This is a genomic window from Aequorivita sediminis, assembly GCF_032080575.2.
Classification (GTDB): Bacteria; Bacteroidota; Bacteroidia; order Flavobacteriales; family Flavobacteriaceae; genus Aequorivita; species Aequorivita sediminis.
Genome location: NZ_JAVLSO020000004.1, coordinates 75,153 through 98,674 on the forward strand (window position 1 = coordinate 75,153; position 23,522 = coordinate 98,674).

A 23,522-nucleotide genomic window follows, 5' to 3' on the forward strand; every position below is an offset into this window, starting at 1 on the left:
ATGAAAAAATATATAAAAAACAGCAACTCCGTTTCTGGGAGATTGCAAGACGAGCAAGTAATACTAGATATTGAAAAAGGCAATTATTTTTCGCTTAACCCAGTGGCTACAAAAATTTGGGATATACTAAAAAAACCTTTAACCACAGAAGAAATTTGCGTTAAACTGTTAGAAGAATACAATGTTGAGTCTGATAAATGCAAAGCAGAAACCAATACTTATATCGAAGAAATGATTAAGTTGGGCTTAGTTCAAGAAGTAAAATAATGGTTGCTGTTTAAACAAGTCCAATAGTGCCAGATTTTCCAATTAAAAACCGTGAGTATTTAAGTAGTCGGCATCGTCTTTCCCATCAGCAGATTGATACCTTGCTAAATGAAAAATACGCCAAAAACAATATAGCCGAAAAACTTGGCCAGTTATTTCAAGTGGGGGAGTTTATGGAGCTAACCGATGCCTTTCGGGAGGCAGATATTCCATTTACCCCAATTAAAGGTCCCATTCTCTCGTATAAATTACATAATGACGCAAGTTTGCGATACTCTCATGATTTAGATTTTTTAATGGCAAGTCATGACATTAAAAAAGCGATCTATATTTTAGAAAACAAAGGCTATGAACCTGGTTATTTTCCATGGCCTTCCAATATAATAAAGGAACAGCGGTTGATTAAGCGTAGCAATCAAATATTATTTTCACACCCAGAGCATCAAATTAGCATTGAACTTCATTGGCGGTTATTTGGTCGCAATATGGTCGATTCCAAAGTTATAGATGAGGTGCTCAAAAAAAATGCCGAAAGCATTAAATTTAACAATCGAATTTTTCAAGGATTCAATAAAGAACTGGAATTGTTATACCTTATTATCCACGGTGGCCTACACGGTTGGTTTCGGTTAAAATGGCTGGTAGATATAAAAGATTTCTTGGAGAATACTACTATTAACTCTAAGAAGTTCTCGCAATTGGTTACCAAACTAAATGCTTCTAGGATGGTTGCCCTTTGCAATGCAACTCTCGCTCACTATTTTCCAAGCAGCGCCCTACTCCCTTGCAAAGAAGTTCCTGGCACCAAAAAAAGGCTGAAATTTACAATCTCACAAATTGAAAAAGAGGATTATTACACTAGATCTGTTTTAGAGAGAATAGAACATTTTTGGTTTAGGTTTCACTGTTTCCCAGGTATTCGCTATAAATGGAATATATTAGCAGGTGCTTTTCGTTCTATTTATAATGATACGTTTAAATTTCAACGTACTTTTTAGCAGGTATATACAGGTTAAGCTAGACAGAAATAATATTATAATTTTAGTGTTCCTACTATCATTTTAAACTATGAAAATAGACCCAATATTTATTAAGAGTTTTAAAATGCTTTTAAGCTTCAAGCCCGGAAAGCTTTTTCTACTTTTTGTGCTTACGCTATTCTTAGGTATTTTTTCTGGTTTTTCTATTGTATTACTTATCCCTCTCTTACAAATTTTTACGCAAAATACCGATGGTCAAACTAGTCAGATAGCTAAAACATTAAATGAATTAGCCGAAAGAGCTGGTGTTGAGTTAAACTTAGAAACCATATTGATGACCTATGTTATTCTGCTTTCAGTAATGGCAATGATAGAATTGTGGAAAAGTTTATTGGATACCAAATACCAACAAACTTTTATTGATCAAATACGTAGTCGTCTGTTTCGTAAAATTATAATGGCAGATTGGAAATTATTAAATAATAAAAGCAAAACCAATCATTTGCAGGTATTAACTACAGAGGTTCCCAGCATGTCAGATTATTTTTTCTTTGTCATGCGTGTGCTTACAGGGCTCATAATGACCGTTTCCTACATTGTATGGGCAATGCTTGTATCATTAAAGTTTACCCTCATAATAATTGTTATCGGGTTTATTCTCTTTTTTCTACTGCGTAAATTTCTGTTTAAGGCATTCCATCTTGGAGAGGAGTTTTTAAATTCGTACAATCGTTTACTAAAATATATTGACGATTTCTGGCTCACAGTAAAAATTGCAAAAGTTCACAGTTCCGAAAACTTCTACTATACAAAATTCAGATCTGTATCATCTTCGCTTTTAGATTTAGAGTATCAGATGCAAAAGAACCATTCGTTACCACAATTTATTTACAGGATTTCTGGTATCCTAATGCTTGTGCTTATAGTTTACATTGGTTATCGGTTTGATTTAATACCCATTACCTCATTTTTTATTCTTATTATTCTTTTTTCTAGAATTTATCCCCAATTCACCTCTATCAACACACAAATAAATATCATTGTCACTAAATTTTCCTCTGTAAAACTAGTAATGCAACTGGATAATGATTTTCCTGATACGGATATTCAATCTAACGATAGCAGCCTATCAATTCCACTTGAGAAAGAAATTAATATCAAAAACTTGAATTTTTCTTATTCCGGTGACGAGAAGCTTTTTAATAATTTTAATACAAAAATACCAGCCTTCAATTTGGTTGGAATTATAGGGCAATCTGGTCGTGGAAAAACCACTTTAATAGATTTAATTGCCGGATTGCAATTGCCACTCTCAGGCGAAATAAGTGTAGATGGACAAGTGCTTAATCGAAAAAATTTACCACACTGGCGGAAAAGTATAGGTTATTTACCCCAAGACTCTTTTTTTATTGACGGCTCTCTCCGTGAAAATCTGGTTTGGGACAGCCACAGGAACATTTCGGAAACGGAAATTAGAAATGTATTAAAGCAGGTAAATGGATTGCATCTATTAGATCGTTTAGAAAGAGGGCTTGATGAGGAAATTGTTAATTACCAATTTCACTTTTCAGGCGGCGAACGTCAGCGACTGGCTTTGGCGCGTGTACTATTGCGAGAGCCCAAAATTCTACTGCTGGATGAAGCTACATCTTCATTAGACGAAGATAACGAAGAGCAAATCATGGAACTATTGGCTAATTTAAAAACAAAAGTCACCATTCTATTGGTTACTCACCGCACCTCCGTGCTTCCGTGGTTTGACAAAATAATTCGGTTAGATTAATAGCTTAGGCTCTTCTTAAAGCTTTAGGATTCGCAGGAATTAGAAACACATTTTAAAACAAAAAACCCGAAACTTGCGTTTCGAGTTTTTAAGTGGTGCCTCCAAGAATCGAACTAGGGACACACGGATTTTCAGTCCGTTGCTCTACCAACTGAGCTAAGGCACCATTGTTTGAGACGGCAAATATAAAGCATATTTCGATTTCACAAAACTTTATTTGAAAAAAATATTGATTTTTTTTCGCTCTATTTAATATGTCCTTAACAATAAGTTAATTAGCATGTGTGTACTTTTACGCACTTAATAAGAATTATGAATCTTGTAATTGATGTAGGAAACACTTCAATAAAATTCGGAGTGTTTGATTTGGAAGCAATTAAGTGGAAAACGACTATTAACCAAGATAGTTTTCTGCCAATCTTGGATGAAGTTTCAAAAACGTTTCCTTCTATTAGAAATTGTATTATATCGTCTGTCGCTAATCTTTCAAGGGAACATTTATCTCAATTAAAAGATAGTTTTGATGTTTTAATATTAAATCATCAAACAAAAGTTCCATTCAAAAACAGATATACTACACCTCAAACTTTAGGCATAGATCGTATAGCATTAATGAGCGCAGCATCTTTTCAGCATAAAAATAAAAACGTCTTAGTGATCGACGCTGGCACTTGCATCACTTATGATTTTATTAATTCTGAAAATGAATATCTCGGGGGCGCAATTTCTCCAGGAATTGAAATGCGCTATAAATCGCTACATACGTTTACCGATAAACTTCCGTTATTAGAAAAAGCTCATCCAAGTTTATATATAGGAAACAACACTGCCAACGCTATACACTCGGGTATAGTAAATGCTGTTTTGTTTGAAATTGAGGGTTATATAGCTGAGTATAAAAAAGAATACGAGAATTTAACAGTTATTTTAACAGGTGGAGACACACATTTTTTGCGAGATAGTATAAAAAATGACATCTTTGCCAACTCAAATTTTTTATTGGAGGGATTGAACCATATTTTAGAATATAACAAACATTCATGTTTAGAAAAATAGTAATTGGTTTATTTTTGCTAATAGCCGGCTCTACAATGCTAGCTCAAGAAGGAACCACCTCGCCGTATTCTTTTTATGGAATAGGATCGTTAAAATTTCGCGGAACTGCCGAAAACAGATCAATGGGGGGAATTGGTGTCTTCACAGATAGCATTCATATAAATCTACAGAATCCTGCGGGATATGCGGGACTACGCTTAGTGAACTTTTCCGTAGGCGCGAGCCATAAAGCTCAAAAGCAAAAAAGCGACACTGGTAGCCAAAACACTTCATCTACATCGTTAGATTATTTAGCTATGGGAATTCCTATGGGTAAATTCGGAATGGGATTTGGACTTCTACCTTACACTGCAGTTGGATATGACTTTTATTCGGAAGTGCCAGACGGTCTTACAGAATACTCTGGAAGTGGTGGCTTAAACAAAGTATTCCTTTCGTTAGCTTATCAAGTTACACCTGAGTTTAGTTTAGGTGTTGATACCAATTACAATTTCGGAAAGATAGAAAATACTGCTACGACTCAGAAATCTAATTTACAATATGGAACTCAAATTTACAACAGCTCAGATTTACTTGGGTTTAGCTTTAATTTTGGTGCCCTGTACAAGAAAATGATTACAGATGAGCTTGAATTAACCGGTTCTGTAACGTACTCTCCTGGTACTAGTTTTAATTCTGAAAACTTTAGAAGAATAGGAACTGTAAACATCTCTCCTGTTGGGATAATTCCAGTTGATGAAAGAGAAGTTGCTGTAGCGGAAACCGACTTTACTTTCCCCTCACAATTAACTCTAGGAGCAGGATTAAGCAAGCCAAAATATTGGGGAATTGGTGTTGAATACACCAACCAACAAACTAGCAATTTCTCAAATCGCACTTTTACTATAGATCAAGTAACTTACAAAAATGCATCTAAATTTAAATTAGGTGGATATTATATTCCTAACTACAATTCATTCGGAAACTACTTTGATAGAGTGGTTTACAGAGCGGGAGCACGTTTTGAACAGACAGGTTTAGCTGTAAACGGTCAGGACATAAACGAGTTTGGCATATCTTTTGGATTAGGACTACCTGTAGGTCGATTATTCTCTAACATGAACTTAGGGTTTGAAATTGGCAAACGCGGAACCACCGACTTTGGATTGATACAAGAAAACTTTTTTAATACATATTTGAGTTTCTCACTAAATGACCGTTGGTTCGAAAAAAGATTATACGATTAATACAATAACAGCAATTCCATGAAAACTAAATTCATTTTACTATTTACCATTGTCTTATTAGCAACTTCAGCAAAAACATTTGCTCAAGCTCCTGATGATTGTGCAATTACTTTATCTTACTTTACCGAGCCGGCTAGAATTAAGAATTACGAAGCCGCACTTCCTTATTACGAGCAATTAATTAAAGAATGTCCAAACTACCATATCGCTACTTACCAATATGGTGTAAAAATGTTTGAATACTTTATTGACGAAAAAGGTGATAAAAGTAAAGTTAAAGACCTTATTCAAGCTTGGGAATTGAGGCTTGAAAACTTCCCTGCTAAAACTAAGGAAGGAGATGTTCTTTCTACTATCGCACAGTTAAAGTACGACAACAATATTGGAACTAAAAAGGAACAATTTAACGCTTTTGACACCGCTTTTAACAAGCACCCAGAAGATTTCACTAGCGGTAAGAGCTTGTACACTTACTTCTCTTTAGCTGTAGATTTACACAATTCAGGAGAAAAAGAGCTTCAAGAAATATTTGATCTTTACGACCAAGTAACTGCTAAAATTGATTCTCAAAAAAACTCACTAGCCGAAAAGCTTACTGTTTTATTAAACAAAGCTGAAAGCGGAACAACACTTACTAGTAAAGAAGAACGTGCTAAGGCTGTTTACGAAAACAACTTAAGTGTTTATACAACTGTAGAAGAAAGCGTAAATGGTAAATTAGGTCAGTTAGCTGATTGCCCTAACTTAATTCCACTTTACGAAAAAGATTACGAAGAGAAGAAAAACGATATCGATTGGATTAAATCTGCAAGTAATAGATTGGATGCAAAAGATTGTGATAGCCCACTCTCAAACAAGTTAGCTGTTCGTCTTCACGAATTAGAGCCAAGTTCAACATCTGCTTACCTATTAGGAAAGCAAGCCGAGGCTGAAGGAAAGTCATCTAAAGCATTAGAGTACTTCAACCAAGCCGCTGATCTTGAAAAAGACAACTCTAAGAAAGCTCGTATTTACTACAGTATTGCCGAAAACTATCGTAAAAAAGGAAGCTTTAGTACTGCAAGAAACTACTACAACAAAATGTTAGGTGCTAAGCCATCTGCGGGTATTGCTTACTACAAAATTGGAGCTATGTATGCAGACAGCGCAAACGGTTGTGGAACTACTGTTTTCGAAAAGAGAGCTATGTACTGGTTAGCTGCAGATATGATGGATAAAGCTGCACGTGTTGATGGAACTATCGCTGGAAACGCTAGAGCTGCTGCAAGTAGCTACAGAGGGCGTGCTCCACAAAAAAGTGATATCTTTAGCGAAGGAATGGCTGGAAAAACAGTTACCTTTAACTGCTGGGTTGGCGGTAGCGTTAGGGTTCCTAACTTATAAGAATGATCACAAGGATTAATATTGTTAAAAGCGTGATGGCCACAATTATGGTCATCACGCTTTTTGCATGTGAAAGCAATTACAAGAACGTAAAAAAACTCACACTTTCTGATGGTGCACCTATCGCAGAAGGGGAAGGAATAAATTTTAAATACACAGATTCCGGCAAACTTATCACCAACCTTTTGGCAGAAAAACTACTTGATTTTTCAAACCAAAAATTTCCATACAAAGAATTTCCAAATGGAATTGAAGTTAGATTCTGGGATAAGGAAGGTAAAAAAAGTACTGTAAACTCTGATTACGCTATTCAATACGATGGAACTGGATTAGTAGATTTGCGTGAGAATGTTGTTATTGTAACAGCAGACAGTGTTATACTTAAAGCTCAGCAGCTTTATTGGGATCAAAAAAACCAATGGGTATTTACAGACCAACCCTACCAAATAAAATTTAAGGACGGTTCCTATAACAATGGAGGAAGGTTTGATGGAAATCAAGACTTCACAATCTTTTCTTCACGAAAAAATGAAGGCGTTCAATTAATCGATAAAAATAAAACTGAAGATGTTAAGTAAAGCTTACTTGTTTTTTGAATACGCCTACCTTGCCGTTGCATTGTTTTTTATATACGAGACCGTAAACAATTGGAGTGACGATAGAAGCCGTGCCTACTTATATTTATTTTTTGCTGTAGTTGCAATTGGAATGTTTTTCTTTAAAAGAAACTTTAGAAAAAAGATGAATAACCAAGACAAATAATTCATTTTAAAATTACAAACTCGTAATTTTGAATATTGGATTCTAAATTCTGACCTTTGAATAACCTATGGATTATAGCATTTTAATAATTTTTACAATGTTAATTCTCTCCGCATTTTTCTCGGGGATGGAAATAGCCTATGTTTCTTCCAATAAAATCCATATCGAAATTGAAAAAAAGCAAAACAACTTTTTAGCTGGAGTTTTAAAAAAAATCACCAAACGCCCTTCAAAGTTTATTGCAACAATGCTCGTCGGAAACAATATTGCTCTAGTTATATATGGTTTCTATATGGGGGATTTACTCATGAATTATATTCCGCTGGCTGGATTTAGCGGTTTACTAATTCAAACCATTATTTCAACTTTAGTAATTTTAATGACGGCGGAGTTTCTTCCGAAGGTATTTTTTCAAATCTACGCCAACAATTTGGTGAAAATATTCGCGGTTCCCGCCTATTTTTTCTATGTTGTTTTTTCATTAATCTCAGAATTTATAATTTGGATTTCAGACTTGGTTTTGAAGTTTGTTTTTAAAACTGAAGGAGATACAGTTCAATTAAGCTTTAGTAAATTAGAATTAGGAAATTATATTTCTGAGCAAATGGATATCGCCGAAACCAAAGAAGAAATGGATTCGGAAATTCAAATTTTTCAAAATGCCCTAGACTTTTCTGAAGTAAAATCTAGAGAAGCTATGATTCCAAGAACTGAAATTGTAGCCGTAGATATTGACACTCCTCCAAAAGAATTAGCTAAAATTTTTACTGAAACTGGGTTTTCTAAAATTTTAATATACAAAGAAAACATAGACGACATTTTAGGCTATATTCACTCCTTCGAACTTTTCAAAAAGCCATCGACCATCAAAAAGGTTTTGATGCCTGTGATTTTTGTTCCTGAAACCATGCTTATTAAAGATGTGCTTGCCGTTCTTAGTAAAAAAAGAAAAAGTATTGCAGTTGTAATTGACGAATACGGTGGAACAAGTGGAATTATTACGGTAGAAGATATTATTGAAGAGCTTTTTGGCGACATTGAAGATGAACACGATAGCATCGCTTTAATCGAGGAAAAAATAGGAGAAAACCACTACAAATTCTCTGCACGATTAGAAGTAGATTATATAAATGAAAATTACGACTTAAATCTAACCGAAAGTGAAAACTACGAAACACTAGGCGGATTAATAGTTAATTTCACCGAAGAGATTCCCGATAAAGGCGAAACCGTAGCGATAGATAATCACCTTTTCACTATACTAGAAGTATCTAGCACCAAGATAGAACTAGTGGAAGTTAGAAACATAGGCGAAGATTAGAAATTAAATAATCACCACTTTTTTCAATTTAGTTTTTATTAATGAGTTGAAAATGCTATTTTCGCCACCTATAAATTTGAACATCAAATGGCAATCTTAAACAGCATTAGAAAAAGAGGGATATTTCTTATCCTTATTATCGCATTGGCACTTTTCGCCTTTATTTTAAGCGATATTATATCAAAAGGAAGTACAGGACCTAAAGGTCAAGATACCATTGCAACAGTAAATGGTAACGAAATTCCAAGACAAGGCTTTATGGAGCAAGTAGAAGCGACCCAGCGTAATATGGGACCTAATGCGAATGCTACACAAGCTATGAATATGGTTTGGGATCGTGAATTACGCCGTGTAATCATGGAAGAGCAAATTGAGAAAGTAGGAATTACTGCAGAAAAGGCGCAAATAGATAATGCTTTAAAAACTGCTTTAGCAAATAACCCTACATTTTTAAATGAAGCAGGACAGGTAGATGACGCTAAAATTCAAGAATACATTGCCAGCATCAAAGCTTCATCACCTCAAATGTATGCACAATGGCTAACTTTTGAAGAAAATATAGCTAATAATGTAGTTCAAACTACCTACAACAATATGATTATGGGCGGATTACGCGCTACTATTGCTGAAGGTGAACAAGAATACCATTATAAAAACGACAATTTAAATCTTCAGTATGTTTTAGTGCCTTACACTAAAATTGCAGATGAAGAAGTTAAAGTGTCTGAGGATGAGATTAAAAAATACGTGTCAGCTCACGCTAATGACTATGAGGTAGATGCTCAAGCAGATATTCAATATGTATTTTACGAAGAAACTCCTTCAGAATCTGATTCTGAAGAAGCTAAGGCTGAAATCAATGCTTTATTAAATGATAAAGTAGAATTTAACCAAGACACAAAATCCAACGATACTATTCCTGGTTTTAGAAACACTAACGATTACGAAGAATTTGTAAATGCAAATTCAGACGTTCCTTTCTTCGACCAATGGTTATTTAAAAAAGACCTTCCTGCATCAGAGGCAGAAAATTTAATAAACCTTAATAAAGGTGATGTTTACGGCCCATTTAAAGTAGATCACTCTCTTTACCTTACCAAGGTATTAGACACTAAGCAAATGCCAGATTCTACTGAGTCTAAGCACATTTTAATTAGATATGTTGGTACAATGCGTGCTCCAGAAACAATCACTAAAACCAAAGAAGAAGCTAGAAAATTAGCAGACAGCCTTCTAAGTGTTGTTAAAAGAGACAAATCTAAATTTGCTGAACTTGCTGAAGAATTTTCTGATGATGGATCTGCAGATAACGGAGGAGATTTAGGAAACTCTACTCCAGGTAGAATGGTTCCTCCATTTGACGAGTTTATTTTCAACAACCCAACAGGAACTGTAGGTTTAGTAGAAACAGATTTCGGTTTCCATATTGTTGAAGTTGGCAAGCAATCAGCTGCTAAAAAAGCTCTTAAACTTGCGACGGTTGTAAAAGCTGTAGAGCCTTCAGACAAAACAATAAACAACGTATTTTCTGACGCTTCTAAATTTGAGCTAGCTGCAAAAGACGGTGACTTTAATGAATTAGCTAAAGCTAGTAACCTTGAAGTAAAACCAGTAAACAAATTAGGTAAAATGGATTCTAATATCCCTGGAATTGGAGATAACAGATCAATTATCAACTGGGCTTTTGAAAAAGACACTAAGGTTGGTGACACAAAACGTTTTAGTGTACCAAACGGATATGTAATCGCTCAAGTTACACGTAAGAACGAAAAAGGATTAATGAGTGCTGCAGAAGCTTCTACTAGAGTTATTCCAATTTTACGCAACGAGAAAAAAGCGAAAATGATTCGTGAGTCAATTACGGGAACTACTTTAGATGAAATTGCTAAAAGTCAAGGAGTAATTGTTCAAACTGCAACAGGTGTAAATATGGCTGCTCCAACAATTGGTGCAAGCAGAGAACCTAAAGCTGTAGGAATTGCTTTTGGTACTAAACCTGGTGAAACAACTGCATTGATTGATGGGAACAAAGGTGTTTACAAAATAAAAGTAACTGCCTTCAACCCTGCTCCAAAAATGGAATCATATGCAAATTATGCAAACCAAATGAGCAATCAAGCTGTACCTGGTGCTCAGAATGCAGTTTATAACGCACTTAAAAAGAAAGCAGAAATAGAAGATAACCGCGCTAACTTTTACTAGTCGCTAACATCACATAACCTTTAAAAGCCCTGTTGCAATTTTTTGTAACAGGGCTTTTCTTTAAAAACCACATTTTAACAAACCATACTATAAAAATTCTTTATTTTTAAAAAAAGAAAAAGACACATCTAATCATCATGGATAATAAAGAACTTATTGAAGCCCTTGTAGAAAAATACACCAATCTCGGTGAAAATCCTGAAACATACCTAAAAGGATTGCTACAAGCCAAACCAATTAATTATTGGGATTATATACAAGTAGACACACTGCTATCGCTGCAAAAAACTCGAACTGATTATAAAGACGAAGAGATTTTTGTAATGTATCATCAAGTAACAGAGCTTACTTTAAAAATGATGATACACGAAATTAAACAACTTTCAGAAGGTGAAAACCTCTCAGAAGAAGTTTGGATTACAAAACTAGATAGACTAAAAAGATATACAAGGATGCTTATCACCTCTTTCGATATTATGAAAGAAGGAATGAGTTATGAAGACTATAACATCTTTAGAACTACACTTACACCTGCTAGCGGATTCCAAAGTGCTTCCTTTCGCTATCTAGAACTATATAGCACTAAACTAGAGAACTTGGTGAATAGCAAGGGGCAAGAAAGATTACCTGAAAACCCAACTTTAGACGATTATTTTGAAAACCTATATTGGAAAGACGCTGGATATAATAGGAAAACAGGTAAAAAAACATTAACCCTTATCCAGTTTATAGAAAAATACGAAGACGATTTTAAATCTTTAGCCAAGAAACTTAAAGGGAAAACTCTTGAAGAAAGAGTGATGCAAATGGACAACCCTTCTGATGAGTTAAAGGAAAAATTAAAACAATTTGACCATTTTTATAATGTAGCTTGGCCATTAGTTCATTTGGATACTGCACAACATTATTTAAATAGCAAAGGTGAAAATAAAGCCGCTACTGGTGGTTCGGAGTGGAAAAAATACCTGCATCCAAAATACCAGCAACGCAAATTTTTCCCTAATCTTTGGTCTAAAGAAGAACTTGCTTCTTGGGGTGAGTAACTTGGGTTGTTAACCAACAATGGGTTGGTAGAGGATAATAGTGAGGTTTGACATTGGAATACAAAAACTTATAGTTGTGGAAATTCAAATTAAAAGAATTTATGAAGAAGCATCTAAGGATGATGGCTATAGGGTTTTAGTAGACCGTATATGGCCTAGAGGCGTAAGCAAAGAAGAAGCAAAACTTGACAAATGGATGAAGGAAATTGCTCCAACATCAGATCTTCGAAAATGGTTCAATCATAAAGAAGAACGCTTTGATGACTTTTCAAAAAAATACAATAAAGAACTTGAAAAGCATTCAGAATTGGTAACTGAGCTTCTTCAAAAAAGTAAAAAAAATAAACTTACTCTTTTGTTTGGCGCTAAGAACACAAAACACAATCAAGCAATTGTATTAAAGCAGCACCTTGAAAAAAAAGTAGACAAATAATCGTAACCAATTACTTTCTTGACTATGAAGTATATTTTATTACCCTTATTCCTTCTATTATCTTTCAAAATAAGCGCCCAAGTTATAAATGCCGAATCCTTTAGAAGAGTTACAGACACATCTGGATTTTCAGGCTCAACTAGTTTAGATTTTGCTTTAAAACGCGATGTTAATGACAAGCTGAGTATCAAGAATAACATTCACGTACAATACAAAATGAATCGGCATTTAATCCTTCTTAAAAACGAAATAGAATTTCAAAGAATTGAAGGTGATAAATTTGAAAACAGAGGTATTCAACACCTACGATATAACTACAAACTCTACCCAAACATAACCTGGGAAGTTTTTGGTCAAGGGCAATACAATAGAGTTTCAAAAATCGACTTTCGCGGTCTAGTAGGAACGGGACCACGTTTCAAACTAACACAGCTAGAAGACTATAAATTCTATTTAGGAACTTTACTGATGTACGAACACGAAAAACGAGATGACATTCTCAATCCAATTAAAGAAGGGATAAGAGGTTCTATTTACTTTTCATTTAGTCTTTATCCACAAGACTACCTAACAGTAATCAGCACCACCTATTACCAACCTATGCTAAAAAGTATAACAGACGACTATAGAGTTTCCTCTCAAACATCATTATTGGTTCATCTTTTCAAAAATTTTAGTTTTAAAACTACCTACACTTTTAATTACGATGAAATACCTGCCGAAGGAATTCCTAACTCCCAATACGAACTAACAACGGGGATAGTTTATTCTTTCGATTAAAAGATTTGAAACTTTAGTTAACATCTATCGTTTTCAAAAACTACTTATATATATTTACATTAAATCAAGATTCGACCTCTTCTATTACATAAAATTTATAATAAAATGGCTTCAGATAATTATTACGACCCTAAGGATTTAAGAAAATTTGGTAAAATCACGGAATGGAGTGAAGAACTTGGTGAGAAATTTTTTGAATACTACGGAAAAGTTTTTGAAGAAGGCGCACTTAGCGCTCGTGAAAAAGCTTTAATAGCGCTAGCCGTTGCACATACAGAACAGTGCCCTTATTGCATAGATGCCTATACAAAAGACAGCCTTCAACGAGGTGTTACTAAAGAAGAAATGATGGAAGCCGTACATGTTGGCGCAGCAATTAAAAGTGGCGCAACACTTGTACATGGAGTAATGATGATGAATAAAGTAAATAAGTTAGACGGGTAAGTTTCAACGACTCCTGATTCTCTTATGAGAATTCAATTAAAACAATTTATGCTGAAAGAGAAAAAGAAAAAACAACAATCACTTCATAAACGCAATAGTGATCTTGCTGTAGCGAATAAACAACTCGAAAAACTCTCCAATGGAGTTTTTGCTAACGGAGAACTCCCTACTTTTTCTGAAAAAATAAATGAGACAAATCAATTTCCGCTACAACCAAAAGGTTTAGAAATTTTACAAATCAATGTTGGTTATATGTGTAATCAGGTTTGTGAACATTGTCATGTAGACGCAGGGCCAGATAGAAAAGAAATAATGACGCGGGAAACTATGGAGCAGTGCCTGGATGTAATAAAAAACACAGGCGCACATACCTTAGACCTCACCGGTGGAGCGCCAGAAATGAATCCCAATTTTCGCTGGTTTGTAGAAGAGGCTAGTAAAGTAGGTATTAAGGATTTTATAGTAAGAAGTAATCTCACCATTATTCGAGCCAATAAAAAGTATTACGATTTACCTGAATTTTTTAAAAAACACAATGTTCACGTGATAAGTAGTATGCCACACTGGACGCGTGGTAAAACTGACAAGCAACGTGGTGAAGGTGTTTTCGACCAATCTATAAAAGCGCTACAAGAACTCAATGCTGTGGGCTATGGAATGCCAAACAGCGAATTACGGTTAGATTTAGTTTATAATCCTAGTGGAGCATTTCTTCCTAGCAATCAAGCTAGCATGGAAAAAGATTTTAAAAAAGCGCTACTCGAAGATTTTAATATACAGTTTCATAACCTATTTGCAATTACAAACTTGCCCATATCAAGGTTTCTAGATTACTTAATAGCTTCGGATAACTATGAAGATTATATGTATTCATTAGTTGAGGCATACAATCCCACTGCTGTAAAAAATGTAATGTGTAGGAATACTATCTCTATCAGTTGGGACGGATTTTTATATGACTGTGATTTTAACCAAATGTTAGAGTTAAAAGTAGCTAGCAAAATCCAGCACATCTCTGAATACAATGAGGAAATACTTAACAACAGAAACATTGTAATTTCTCAGCACTGTTATGGTTGTACAGCTGGTGCAGGAAGTAGTTGTCAAGGTACAGTAACTGAATAAATGATGAAACAGTTAAGTATAGGTTTTTGTCTTTTTACGAAACGTTCTATTATCCTATTTTTTCTCTTCGGATTTAGTGTTGTAAGCAGTCAAAATCAAAAAAGTTTAGATATTCTATTGAAACAAAACAACACAGGTAGCATTCCTTATATTTCTGTTGAGGAACTACAGAATTTATTAATAGAAGATTCAGTAGTTGTTTTAGATACGCGAGAAGCAAAAGAATTTAATGTGAGCCACATAACTTCAGCAATAAATATCGGTTTTGATAAGTTTTCTTCGGAAGATAAGATTCTTCAACATTTAGATAAAGATACACAGATTGTTGTTTATTGTTCGGTTGGAATACGTTCTGAGAGAATTGGTGAAAACTTAAAACAAGTGGGCTTTTCAAATGTAAAGAACCTTTATGGTGGAATCTTTGAATGGAAGAATAAAGGCTTAACGGTTTTTAATTCTAAAGGAACGGAAACCGAAAATATCCACACGTTTTCTCGACGTTGGAGTCATTATTTAAAAGCTGGTAATCCAGTTTACTAAATTAAAGACGTCAGAGGATTTAGATTAAATTTGAATAAAAATGAAATCAAATAAAAACGTTTTATTATTAATTGGAGCTTTTATTCTATTAGGCATTAATTTTGGAATGGTGAATTGGAAAAGTTTTGCCTCGGAACAAAACCTTGCGGCTGGCTTTGGAATTATCATAAGTTTGCTTATTATTTCTCTTCAGTTTAAAAAAATAAAAAAGCAGAACTAAGCTATAAGAAAACTATTTTGACGACTAACAAATGGCAATAATTAACCCAAATACTTCAGACGACGCCAATAGCATGGCTGCCGATTATCACTTTCCTACTTCTAAAAGCGCTTTGCTTATTTTCACCCGAAATCCAGAATTGGGAAGGGTAAAAACCCGCTTAGCTAAAACAATTGGCGATGAAAATGCTTTGAAAGTCTATAAGTTTCTTTTAAAGCACACTGCCGAAATTACTGAAAACTTAAATGTAGATAAATACGTTTTTTATTCAGAAAACATTCAACGTAACGATTTATGGACTCCAGATATCTTTAGAAAAAAATTGCAATCTGGAAATGAATTAGGAGAGCGGATGAAAAATGCGTTTTCAGATATATTTTCAATGGGTTATGAAAGCGCAATTATTATTGGAAGCGATATGTATGACATAGATACTCAAGATTTAGAAACAGCTTTTGTATCACTACAAACATCATCCTATGTTATTGGTCCTGCCTCTGATGGTGGCTATTATCTATTAGGAATGAAACAACTCAACACCAAAGTTTTTGAAAATAAAGTTTGGGGTACTGATAGTGTTTTGAAATCGACCTTAAACGATTTAAGACAATTTAAGTACACCTTATTAGATGAAAAAAATGATATTGATTACTATGAGGACATAAAAGAAGTAGAAGCGTTTCAGCGATTTTTACCACCTCATTTAGATAATAATTTTATTTAAACAATAAAAAAATAACGATATGAGCGTATCAAAATTTATAAAAGAAGCCGCAGAATACCTTCAAAATCGCGGATTTGAAAAACCAGAAATAGGGATTATACTAGGTACTGGTCTCGGGAAAATAGTTGAGAAAATTGATATAATTACCGAAGTTAGTTATAATCACATTCCTAACTTCCCTACTGCAACTGTAGAGTTTCACAAGGGAAAATTAATTTACGGCATACTAGAAGGGAAAAAAATCGTGGTAATGCAAGGTAGATTTCATGTTTATGAAGGCTATTCACTTCGAGATGTAACATTCCCTGTAAGAGTTATGCATCTTTTAGGAATTAAGCGCCTTTTGGTAAGCAATGCAGCGGGAGCAATTAACCTAAACTTCAAGAAAGGTGAAATAATGCTCATAGACGATCACATTAATTTACAAGGTGATTCTCCTTTAGCCTTTAGAGGTGTAGAAAAAATGGGCGAACGTTTCGTAGATATGAGCGCCCCGTATAATGCAGAAATGAATAAAATTATTGAACAAGTTGCTACAGACAACAACATAACGCTTCACAAGGGCGTTTACGCAAGTGTTGTAGGTCCGCAACTTGAAACCCGAGCAGAGTATCGGTATTTAAAAATTATTGGCGCCGATGCCGTTGGAATGAGTACTGTGCCAGAAATAATTGTGGCTAATCATTTACAACTTCCAGTTTCGGCAATTTCTGTCTTAACAGACGAATGTGATCCAGACAACCTAAAACCAGTAGATATTCCAGATATCATTGCTGCTGCCAACAAAGCAGAACCAGATATGATAACATTATTCACTGAATTAATTAAGCAGTTGTAAGCTATTTTGCGATACCTATTCGAGACCTGTTAGATTCAAACACGCAAAACATGTTGAATTCACATCCAATACAGGAACCAATATAATTACTTAATTTAGTGAGTTCAACAAAATGTTGTATATCACAATCCAGACCTGTCAGGTTTCAAAAACCTGACAGGTCTAAACATCCAAAATATTTTGAATTTGCAGCCAAAACAAAATCTTACATAATAACTAAATTTAGCAAACTCAATAAAAAAATTTAATTCAAACACCAAACCTTACAGGTTTTAAAAACCTGTAAGGTTTAAACATATAAAACTTATTGGGTTTGCATCTAATACAGAACCCGATATAATTAATTAATTTAATAAGTTCAACAGTAAATTGTATTTCACAATCTAGACCTGTCAGGTTTCAACACGTAAAATATGGATTTTTTAGAAGAAACATATTTCTATCACATCTTCAATCGCGGGAATAATAAACAAGATATTTTTAAAGAAGATGAAAACTATTATTATTTTTTAAAATTAGTTAGAAAACACATTGTTCCTATTGCAGATATCTATTGCTATTGCCTTCTCAAAAACCATTTTCACTTACTAATTCAAATTAAAGAAAACGCAGAAAAACCATCTCAAGCTTTTTCAAATATGTTTAATGCATATTCAAAAGCATTCAATAAAAAATATGAAAGAGTTGGGAGTTTATTTCAACGACCATTTAAAAGAATAAGAATTTCTGAAGAAAAATATTTAAAGCAATTAATATTATACATCCATTTAAATCCTGAAAACCACAGAATTATTGATAATTTTGAAAATTATAAATTCAGCTCATATAATTCAATAATCTCCCCAAAACCAACAGCTTTAAAAAGAACAGAGGTAATTGATTTTTTCAATGATATTGAAAATTTCAAACTTATACACAGACAAAGAAAACCAATAAACGAAAATTTAGATTTTATAATAGAATAATCCAATTTCAAACCTTTTTCGCTTTAGAAAACTGTAAGCTTTAGTAGATAAACAATGGAGAAATACATAGAAATTTTCAAGAATTCTTACTACGGATACTTTAACTATTTGTGGCAGGAAATCACTCATTTTCACTGGGAAAACTACTTCTACGGACTTATTCTTGTCTCCCTTATTGTTTGGTCGTTAGAGCTACTTTTTCCTTGGAGAAAAGACCAGAAAATTTTTAGAAAAGATTTTTGGATGGATACATTCTATATGTTCTTCAACTTTTTCTTATTAAATCTGATTGTTCTTATTTTTCTTTCAAATGCAACCGCTGAGATTTTTAATGATATACTGAGTTTAATAGGGGTAAAGATTTCAGATTTTCAGCTTCTAGATTTAAATGCACTCCCATTCGGACTCGGCCTGCTTGTATTCTTTTTAATTACAGATTTTGTACAGTGGAATACACATCGTTTACTTCATTACTCTCCATTTCTTTGGAATTTTCATAAAGTACACCATTCAATAAAAGAAATGGGATTTGCTGGACATCTGCGATATCATTGGATGGAACCCATAGTATATAAGTCTTTACTGTATATTCCTCTAGCAGTAATTGGTGGGTTTGATGTACAATCTGTAGCCATTGTACATTTTTCTGCGCTTACTATTGGGCATTTAAACCACGCAAATTTGGGTTGGGATTACGGTGTGTTAAAATATATTTTCAACAATCCAAAAATGCACATTTGGCATCACGCAAAAGAACTGCCTAAAAATCACCAATACGGAGTAAATTTTGGAATCAGTTTAAGCTTGTGGGATTACCTATTTAAAACTAGTCACGTACCCCACGATGGTAGAGATATTGAACTAGGTTTTGATGGAGATGAAGAATTCCCAAAAGATTTTATAAAGCAAACCATATACCCTGCAAAAACGAAGTAAGGTTTGCTTTATAAACCAAATCTTATTTTGTTTTCTTAAGCTCTAATTTTTCTGCAAAATAATCGCAGAAGTCACGCATTGTATCGCTCATTTTGTCATCGTTGGTAGCACGTTGAAAAGTATCAGCCATTGCAGTTAACGTTTGGTGGAAGAAAATTTTCATCTCATCCATTGGCATCTCTTTTGTCCAAAGGTCAATACGCAAAGACTCTTTGTTTTTATGATCCCAAACCGATAACATTACAGCTTTGGATTCTTCATTGGTAATGCCGCCGTCTTCGGCTGTCCAATGTATAGTTTCAGGAATTTTATTTTCGTCTAAACCAACGTTTAGTCTTATTTCAGATTTGTGTTTTACAGCCATTATTTCTTTGGTTTGTATTTTGAATTATTAAATATCTCGTCAGCATCGGTAATCATTAATTGCTGAACAGTTGTATCATTATTATCCATAAATGCACGCACTATTTGCCAGCCGATATATCGTCCTAACATTCCTGGAGAGTCATTATCTATTTCTAAATAAAACTTAGAAAAAGGAGCCGGATTAATAAATCGTGCACCTAGTCTTTGATCGGTACTATACAGCAATTCATTTTCTACAAAATAGCGCCACATATAGAGTTCATTTTCCTCAGACCATTGTATTTCTTCTTCAGAATACCCCATTTTATCAGCATCTGAAGTTTTTGGAAGCCATACATCTTTTAGATACTGCATTTTTCCATAGTAAATAATTTGTCCTAAGAATGTAGCATTAGTTGGTGGCTTAATATATTCTCTTGAATAAACTTCAGCTACATCCTGAATAAGTTGTGAAGGCTTCATTTCCTTTTTAATATAATTATCAATCCCTCCATAAAACTCGTGCTCGCTACCTAAATAATTGTCTAGTGCAAGAACTAACATGCTATCGGCAAGAATAACTTTATTTCTGTAGTCTACATCAGAAGTTACTGTAACCACCAAGGGAGCCGAAAATTGTGGGAAATAATATTTTATATGCTGAAAAAGCGGAATGATATCGTCTTCTATAGCTTGAGCTTCTGGAAAAATCTTAAAAACCTCATCTTCCAATTGATTTTGAAGGGTATCTGTTAATTTTTGCACCCAAATGCTATCGTGATATTGTACTGGAAAAAACTCAGGAAAATGCTGCTTTAAAACTGGTAAATCGGCAGGCGAGGCATCGGCAAACTCCTTGTCGAAACGTACAATTTGTACATCCATTGGGATTTGTTGAATTTCCTTTTCTATCTTACTGTCGCTATTACACGAAAACAAAAGAACTCCAAAAAGAAGTAGAAAAATATATCGCATAGAATTAAAAATGTTTCTATTGGTTAACGCCATTGATTTTAATTAATTTTATCTTTATCAACTTTTTGACGTGCAAAGGTACCTTATTGTTGAATGAGTTTAAAAGTTTAGGGTTTAAAAGTTTTATGTAGTAACATCTCTGCTATGGAAATAAATAGACCTTAAATCAATAAAAATTTATAAATATCGAGAAAATGCAAACCGAGAAAGTAATCGAATATATCGTAAATTGGCTAAAAGACTATGCTGTAAATTCAAAAACTGATGGTTTTGTATTAGGTATAAGTGGTGGAATTGATTCTGCCGTTGTTTCAACCTTATGTGCAAAAACAGGTTTGCCGACCCTTTGTGTAGAATTACCTATTCATCAGGCTCCAAATCAAGTGAGTCGTGGTCGAGAACACATACAGTTTTTAAAAGATAAATATTCAAATGTTAGAAATACCGAGGTAAATCTAACTTCAGTATTTGAAAAATTTAAAAAAGAAGTTCCCCAAACTGAAGATGATAGTTTCCTCGATCTATCCCTAGCAAACACTAGAGCGAGGTTAAGAATGACCACGCTTTACTACTTTGCAGGCTTACATCGTTATTTAGTTGCTGGCACGGGAAATAAAATTGAAGATTTTGGTGTAGGATTTTACACTAAATACGGTGATGGTGGTGTAGATTTAAGCCCCATTGCAGATTTGATGAAGAGTGAAGTTTACAAGCTTGGTGAAGTTTTAAATATTCCAGATTCTATAATGAAAGCCGCCCCTACCGATGGTTTGTTTGGCGATAGCAGATCCGACGAAGACCAACTAGGTGCAAGTTATGATGAATTGGAATGGGCAATGAAAATGGAAGAGGCAGGAAAATCTAGTGCCGATTTTAACGGAAGAGAAAAAACTGTATTCGAAATTTACACGCGATTAAATCGTGCCAACAAACATAAAATGGTTCCAATTCCAGTTTGTGAAATTCCAAAAGAATTACTCTAAAGTTTTTTTAATATAGCATTCGAGATTCATAGAAATAATCAGAAGACACTATATATTCAACTACATTATATCAATTTACTGATTCTCAAAACTTGAATTGTATTTGGAAATGAAATCAATAAATTAAATGTGCTTACATTACCCTATTCAGCTTATTTGAAAGCACTTTTTTAAGGGTTAGGTAATCCACGATTTCCTGTAAACTTGACTCTTTTTCAGGGTTGTCATTATCCTTCATCATTTCTGATAAGTCATTTATCTTTTGAGAAACTAAATGACGTCGTAAATTTAAGATGGTCTCACTAACAATTTGGGCAATGGTTTTTTCTTTTCCCTTCACATAGATCTCCATTCGCTCCCAATTGTGAAGCTCATAGCGTTCTTCTTCCATCAACACGTGCGTTACAGCGGTTGCAAGTTCTGGCTCTAAATCGTTAATAAAAGTTTCTGCCTTGGCTTCAGGGTTTTGATTAAAACGATTTACTACCTCATAATATATCTTTTTAAACTCAGGATTTGTAAATTCAATTTCGTCATCCTGTAAGTCAAGATAAATTTTTTCATACACCCGAGCTTTATGGATTTCAGGTTTTAAAGAAATTTCTCCTTTTTCATCAGCTTCAAGAATTAAATCTTCAAAATCTTCTTCAACATTACCATACAGTAGAAGAAGTTGGATAATTTTTTGCTCCAATTCATATTGAACATCTATTTTCTTGGCTTTTTTCTCAGAGGAGACTACTTGAAACGTTTCTTTCTTTACATCAACTCTTTTTGATGAATCCTGTTTATCTTTTCGAAGTAATTGTGCTAAGGTATTAAACAGCACCTCTTCCGAAATATCCATAATACGCGAACACTCTTTAATATAAATTTCGCGTTTTATGACATCTGGAATTTTAGCAATGCTGTTAACCATATCGTGTATGGTTTCAGATTTTTTAATCGGGTCGTTTTTAGCTTCTTTTGCTAGTAATGAAGCTTTAAAAGTGATAAAATCCTTAGAGTTTTCTTCCAAGTAAAGGCTTAAGTCTTCCAGAGAATTTTTCCGTGAAAAGCTATCTGGATCCTCTCCTTCTGGAAAAGTACAGATTTTCACATTCATTCCTTGCTCCAAAATCAAATCTATCCCTCGTAAAGACGCGCGAAGTCCTGCCGCATCACCATCAAATAGAACCGTAATGTTTTTGGTAAGCCTATTAATTAATCTAATTTGCTCTGGCGTTAAGGCAGTTCCAGAGGATGAAACAACATTGTGGATACCTGTTTGATGAAATTGAATTACATCGGTGTATCCTTCTACTAAGTAGCAATTATCTTCTTTTGATATGCTTTGCTTTGCATTGAAAATTCCATAAAGAACTTTACTCTTATGGTAAATATCACTTTCAGGAGAGTTGAGATATTTTGCTGCTTTTTTATCTGAAGTTAGAATACGTCCTCCAAAACCAAGAGTACGCCCGCTCATACTCAAAATTGGAAACATCACCCTTCCCTTAAAGCGATCGAATTGTTTTTCACCTTTTACTATGGATAAGCCTGTTTTCTCAAGGAACTCAAGTTTGTAGCCTTTTTTAATTGCGTGACTGGTAAATGCTTCCCAGGAATCTGGTGAGTAACCTAATTCAAATTTCTTAATCGTTTCATCAGTAAATCCGCGCTCCTTAAAGTAAGAAAGTCCGATGGCTTTACCTTCCTCAGTTTTTAATAAGGTGTTATGAAAATAGGTTTTAGCAAATTCACTAACTAAATACAGACTTTCGCGTTCATTTGCTTGTTCTTTCTCTTCGCTAGATTGCTCGGTTTCTTCTATCTCAATTCCGTATTTCTTAGCTAGAAATTTTATTGCCTCCGGATAGGTAAAGTGTTCGTGTTCCATTAAAAATGACACCACATTTCCACCTTTTCCACTACTAAAATCTTTCCAAATTTGCTTAACAGGACTAACCATAAAACTTGGTGAACGCTCATCTGTAAACGGACTAAGCCCTTTGTAGTTGCTACCAGATTTTTTTAATTGTACAAAATCGCCAATTACCTCCTCTACTCGAGCAGCTTCAAAAACATTATCTATAGTAGTTCTACTTATCAATTTATGGTGAATTAATAGTTTGTTGTTACCAATTTTGGATTTGTAAAAATAGGGATATTAAGAATGAAAAACCTAAGCCTTTACTATTTCAGTTAAAAT

At 34.1% G+C, this 23,522-nt stretch carries 25 protein-coding genes and 1 tRNA gene; 22 read left to right on the top strand and 4 right to left on the bottom strand.

Annotated features, from left to right (window positions below; translation table 11 throughout):
- The 3 genes from RT250_RS08750 (at window position 1) to RT250_RS08760 (ending at window position 3,030) form a co-directional block, all read left to right on the top strand.
- Window positions 1-267: a PqqD family protein gene (locus tag RT250_RS08750; RefSeq protein ID WP_313114055.1), complete on the top strand. Its 267-nt coding sequence runs from the start codon at window positions 1-3 to the stop codon at window positions 265-267.
- Window positions 268-293: 26 nt separating this feature from the next.
- Window positions 294-1,265, top strand: a complete 972-nt coding sequence (locus tag RT250_RS08755; protein WP_313114057.1) for a nucleotidyltransferase family protein — start codon at window positions 294-296, stop codon at window positions 1,263-1,265.
- A 70-nt stretch (window positions 1,266-1,335) separates the two neighbouring features.
- Window positions 1,336-3,030 carry an ATP-binding cassette domain-containing protein gene (locus tag RT250_RS08760; protein WP_313114061.1) on the top strand — a complete coding sequence of 565 codons (1,695 nt, stop codon included), beginning with the start codon at window positions 1,336-1,338 and terminating at the stop codon, window positions 3,028-3,030.
- A gap of 93 nt (window positions 3,031-3,123) precedes the next feature.
- Here RT250_RS08760 and RT250_RS08765 read toward each other — a convergent pair.
- Window positions 3,124-3,196: transfer RNA gene (locus RT250_RS08765), tRNA-Phe, on the bottom strand.
- Between the two features lie 146 nt (window positions 3,197-3,342).
- Here RT250_RS08765 and RT250_RS08770 point away from each other — a divergent pair.
- From RT250_RS08770 to RT250_RS08855, 18 genes are all read left to right on the top strand, one after another.
- Entirely contained in the window at window positions 3,343-4,086 is a 744-nt protein-coding gene (locus RT250_RS08770) for a type III pantothenate kinase (protein WP_313114063.1), read from the top strand.
- Entirely contained in the window at window positions 4,071-5,312 is a 1,242-nt protein-coding gene (gene bamG, locus RT250_RS08775) for a BamG family beta-barrel-assembly machinery protein (protein ID WP_313114065.1), read from the top strand. Before RT250_RS08770 ends, bamG begins: the two co-directional genes overlap by 16 nt.
- Before the next feature lie 18 nt (window positions 5,313-5,330).
- Window positions 5,331-6,695, top strand: a complete 1,365-nt coding sequence (locus tag RT250_RS08780) for a tetratricopeptide repeat protein (RefSeq protein WP_313114067.1) — start codon at window positions 5,331-5,333, stop codon at window positions 6,693-6,695.
- Window positions 6,696-6,697: 2 nt separating this feature from the next.
- Window positions 6,698-7,273, top strand: a complete 576-nt coding sequence (gene lptC / locus RT250_RS08785; RefSeq protein ID WP_313114070.1) for an LPS export ABC transporter periplasmic protein LptC — start codon at window positions 6,698-6,700, stop codon at window positions 7,271-7,273.
- Window positions 7,263-7,457 carry a hypothetical protein gene (locus RT250_RS08790; protein WP_139855998.1) on the top strand — a complete coding sequence of 65 codons (195 nt, stop codon included), beginning with the start codon at window positions 7,263-7,265 and terminating at the stop codon, window positions 7,455-7,457. Before lptC ends, RT250_RS08790 begins: the two co-directional genes overlap by 11 nt.
- A 67-nt stretch (window positions 7,458-7,524) precedes the next feature.
- A complete protein-coding gene (locus RT250_RS08795; protein WP_313114073.1) occupies window positions 7,525-8,778 on the top strand; it encodes a hemolysin family protein in 1,254 nt (417 codons plus the stop codon).
- Window positions 8,779-8,865: 87 nt separating this feature from the next.
- The gene (locus RT250_RS08800) at window positions 8,866-10,980 is read left to right on the top strand and encodes a peptidylprolyl isomerase (protein ID WP_313114076.1); all 2,115 of its coding nucleotides are present in this window, start codon (window positions 8,866-8,868) and stop codon (window positions 10,978-10,980) included.
- Between the two features lie 137 nt (window positions 10,981-11,117).
- On the top strand, window positions 11,118-12,023 hold the full coding sequence (locus RT250_RS08805) for a tryptophan 2,3-dioxygenase family protein (protein WP_313114079.1): 906 nt from the start codon (window positions 11,118-11,120) through the stop codon (window positions 12,021-12,023).
- Between the two features lie 76 nt (window positions 12,024-12,099).
- A complete protein-coding gene (locus RT250_RS08810) occupies window positions 12,100-12,456 on the top strand; it encodes a DUF488 domain-containing protein (protein WP_313114083.1) in 357 nt (118 codons plus the stop codon).
- A gap of 24 nt (window positions 12,457-12,480) precedes the next feature.
- Window positions 12,481-13,236: a DUF481 domain-containing protein gene (locus RT250_RS08815; RefSeq protein ID WP_313114087.1), complete on the top strand. Its 756-nt coding sequence runs from the start codon at window positions 12,481-12,483 to the stop codon at window positions 13,234-13,236.
- Between the two features lie 105 nt (window positions 13,237-13,341).
- The gene (locus RT250_RS08820) at window positions 13,342-13,680 is read left to right on the top strand and encodes an arsenosugar biosynthesis-associated peroxidase-like protein (RefSeq protein ID WP_271393660.1); all 339 of its coding nucleotides are present in this window, start codon (window positions 13,342-13,344) and stop codon (window positions 13,678-13,680) included.
- A gap of 48 nt (window positions 13,681-13,728) precedes the next feature.
- Window positions 13,729-14,805 carry an arsenosugar biosynthesis radical SAM (seleno)protein ArsS gene (gene arsS, locus RT250_RS08825; RefSeq protein ID WP_313114094.1) on the top strand — a complete coding sequence of 359 codons (1,077 nt, stop codon included), beginning with the start codon at window positions 13,729-13,731 and terminating at the stop codon, window positions 14,803-14,805.
- Window positions 14,806-15,345 (top strand): rhodanese-like domain-containing protein, encoded by a 540-nt coding sequence (locus RT250_RS08830; protein ID WP_313114096.1) that lies wholly within the window; start codon window positions 14,806-14,808, stop codon window positions 15,343-15,345.
- A gap of 40 nt (window positions 15,346-15,385) precedes the next feature.
- Complete coding sequence (locus tag RT250_RS08835; RefSeq protein ID WP_313114098.1) at window positions 15,386-15,565, top strand: hypothetical protein; 180 nt, start codon at window positions 15,386-15,388, stop codon at window positions 15,563-15,565.
- A gap of 31 nt (window positions 15,566-15,596) precedes the next feature.
- Window positions 15,597-16,289, top strand: a complete 693-nt coding sequence (locus RT250_RS08840; protein ID WP_313114100.1) for a TIGR04282 family arsenosugar biosynthesis glycosyltransferase — start codon at window positions 15,597-15,599, stop codon at window positions 16,287-16,289.
- Between the two features lie 19 nt (window positions 16,290-16,308).
- Window positions 16,309-17,127, top strand: coding sequence for a purine-nucleoside phosphorylase (locus RT250_RS08845; RefSeq protein WP_313114102.1), 819 nt, complete (start codon window positions 16,309-16,311; stop codon window positions 17,125-17,127).
- A 413-nt stretch (window positions 17,128-17,540) separates the two neighbouring features.
- Complete coding sequence (locus RT250_RS08850) at window positions 17,541-18,092, top strand: transposase (protein WP_313114104.1); 552 nt, start codon at window positions 17,541-17,543, stop codon at window positions 18,090-18,092.
- A 54-nt stretch (window positions 18,093-18,146) separates the two neighbouring features.
- Window positions 18,147-19,028, top strand: a complete 882-nt coding sequence (locus tag RT250_RS08855; RefSeq protein ID WP_313114106.1) for a sterol desaturase family protein — start codon at window positions 18,147-18,149, stop codon at window positions 19,026-19,028.
- 22 nt (window positions 19,029-19,050) lie between these two features.
- Here the strand turns inward: RT250_RS08855 and gldC are convergent, their stop codons facing one another.
- Window positions 19,051-19,392, bottom strand: a complete 342-nt coding sequence (gene gldC / locus RT250_RS08860) for a gliding motility protein GldC (protein WP_237608560.1) — start codon at window positions 19,390-19,392, stop codon at window positions 19,051-19,053.
- A complete protein-coding gene (gldB, locus tag RT250_RS08865; protein ID WP_494337398.1) occupies window positions 19,392-20,348 on the bottom strand; it encodes a gliding motility lipoprotein GldB in 957 nt (318 codons plus the stop codon). Before gldB ends, gldC begins: the two co-directional genes overlap by 1 nt.
- A gap of 194 nt (window positions 20,349-20,542) precedes the next feature.
- Here gldB and nadE point away from each other — a divergent pair, with 194 nt between their 5' ends.
- On the top strand, window positions 20,543-21,331 hold the full coding sequence (nadE, locus tag RT250_RS08870) for an NAD(+) synthase (protein WP_313114112.1): 789 nt from the start codon (window positions 20,543-20,545) through the stop codon (window positions 21,329-21,331).
- 133 nt (window positions 21,332-21,464) lie between these two features.
- Here nadE and dnaG read toward each other — a convergent pair whose 3' ends face one another.
- Entirely contained in the window at window positions 21,465-23,423 is a 1,959-nt protein-coding gene (gene dnaG / locus RT250_RS08875) for a DNA primase (RefSeq protein ID WP_313114113.1), read from the bottom strand.
- Between the last annotated feature and the right edge of the window lie 99 nt (window positions 23,424-23,522).

Coding starts and splice junctions, on each gene's coding strand:
- RT250_RS08790 (WP_139855998.1), top strand. CDS start 7,263: ATGTTAAGTAAAGCTTACTTGTTTTTTGAATACGCCTACCTTGCCGTT.
- RT250_RS08855 (WP_313114106.1), top strand. CDS start 18,147: ATGGAGAAATACATAGAAATTTTCAAGAATTCTTACTACGGATACTTT.
- RT250_RS08760 (WP_313114061.1), top strand. CDS start 1,336: ATGAAAATAGACCCAATATTTATTAAGAGTTTTAAAATGCTTTTAAGC.
- gldB (WP_494337398.1), bottom strand. CDS start 20,348: ATGCGATATATTTTTCTACTTCTTTTTGGAGTTCTTTTGTTTTCGTGT.
- RT250_RS08770 (WP_313114063.1), top strand. CDS start 3,343: ATGAATCTTGTAATTGATGTAGGAAACACTTCAATAAAATTCGGAGTG.
- gldC (WP_237608560.1), bottom strand. CDS start 19,392: ATGGCTGTAAAACACAAATCTGAAATAAGACTAAACGTTGGTTTAGAC.
- lptC (WP_313114070.1), top strand. CDS start 6,698: ATGATCACAAGGATTAATATTGTTAAAAGCGTGATGGCCACAATTATG.
- bamG (WP_313114065.1), top strand. CDS start 4,071: ATGTTTAGAAAAATAGTAATTGGTTTATTTTTGCTAATAGCCGGCTCT.
- RT250_RS08830 (WP_313114096.1), top strand. CDS start 14,806: ATGATGAAACAGTTAAGTATAGGTTTTTGTCTTTTTACGAAACGTTCT.
- RT250_RS08820 (WP_271393660.1), top strand. CDS start 13,342: ATGGCTTCAGATAATTATTACGACCCTAAGGATTTAAGAAAATTTGGT.
- RT250_RS08835 (WP_313114098.1), top strand. CDS start 15,386: ATGAAATCAAATAAAAACGTTTTATTATTAATTGGAGCTTTTATTCTA.
- RT250_RS08750 (WP_313114055.1), top strand. CDS start 1: ATGAAAAAATATATAAAAAACAGCAACTCCGTTTCTGGGAGATTGCAA.
- RT250_RS08840 (WP_313114100.1), top strand. CDS start 15,597: ATGGCAATAATTAACCCAAATACTTCAGACGACGCCAATAGCATGGCT.
- RT250_RS08780 (WP_313114067.1), top strand. CDS start 5,331: ATGAAAACTAAATTCATTTTACTATTTACCATTGTCTTATTAGCAACT.
- arsS (WP_313114094.1), top strand. CDS start 13,729: ATGCTGAAAGAGAAAAAGAAAAAACAACAATCACTTCATAAACGCAAT.
- RT250_RS08815 (WP_313114087.1), top strand. CDS start 12,481: ATGAAGTATATTTTATTACCCTTATTCCTTCTATTATCTTTCAAAATA.
- RT250_RS08800 (WP_313114076.1), top strand. CDS start 8,866: ATGGCAATCTTAAACAGCATTAGAAAAAGAGGGATATTTCTTATCCTT.
- RT250_RS08795 (WP_313114073.1), top strand. CDS start 7,525: ATGGATTATAGCATTTTAATAATTTTTACAATGTTAATTCTCTCCGCA.
- RT250_RS08850 (WP_313114104.1), top strand. CDS start 17,541: ATGGATTTTTTAGAAGAAACATATTTCTATCACATCTTCAATCGCGGG.
- nadE (WP_313114112.1), top strand. CDS start 20,543: ATGCAAACCGAGAAAGTAATCGAATATATCGTAAATTGGCTAAAAGAC.
- RT250_RS08805 (WP_313114079.1), top strand. CDS start 11,118: ATGGATAATAAAGAACTTATTGAAGCCCTTGTAGAAAAATACACCAAT.
- RT250_RS08845 (WP_313114102.1), top strand. CDS start 16,309: ATGAGCGTATCAAAATTTATAAAAGAAGCCGCAGAATACCTTCAAAAT.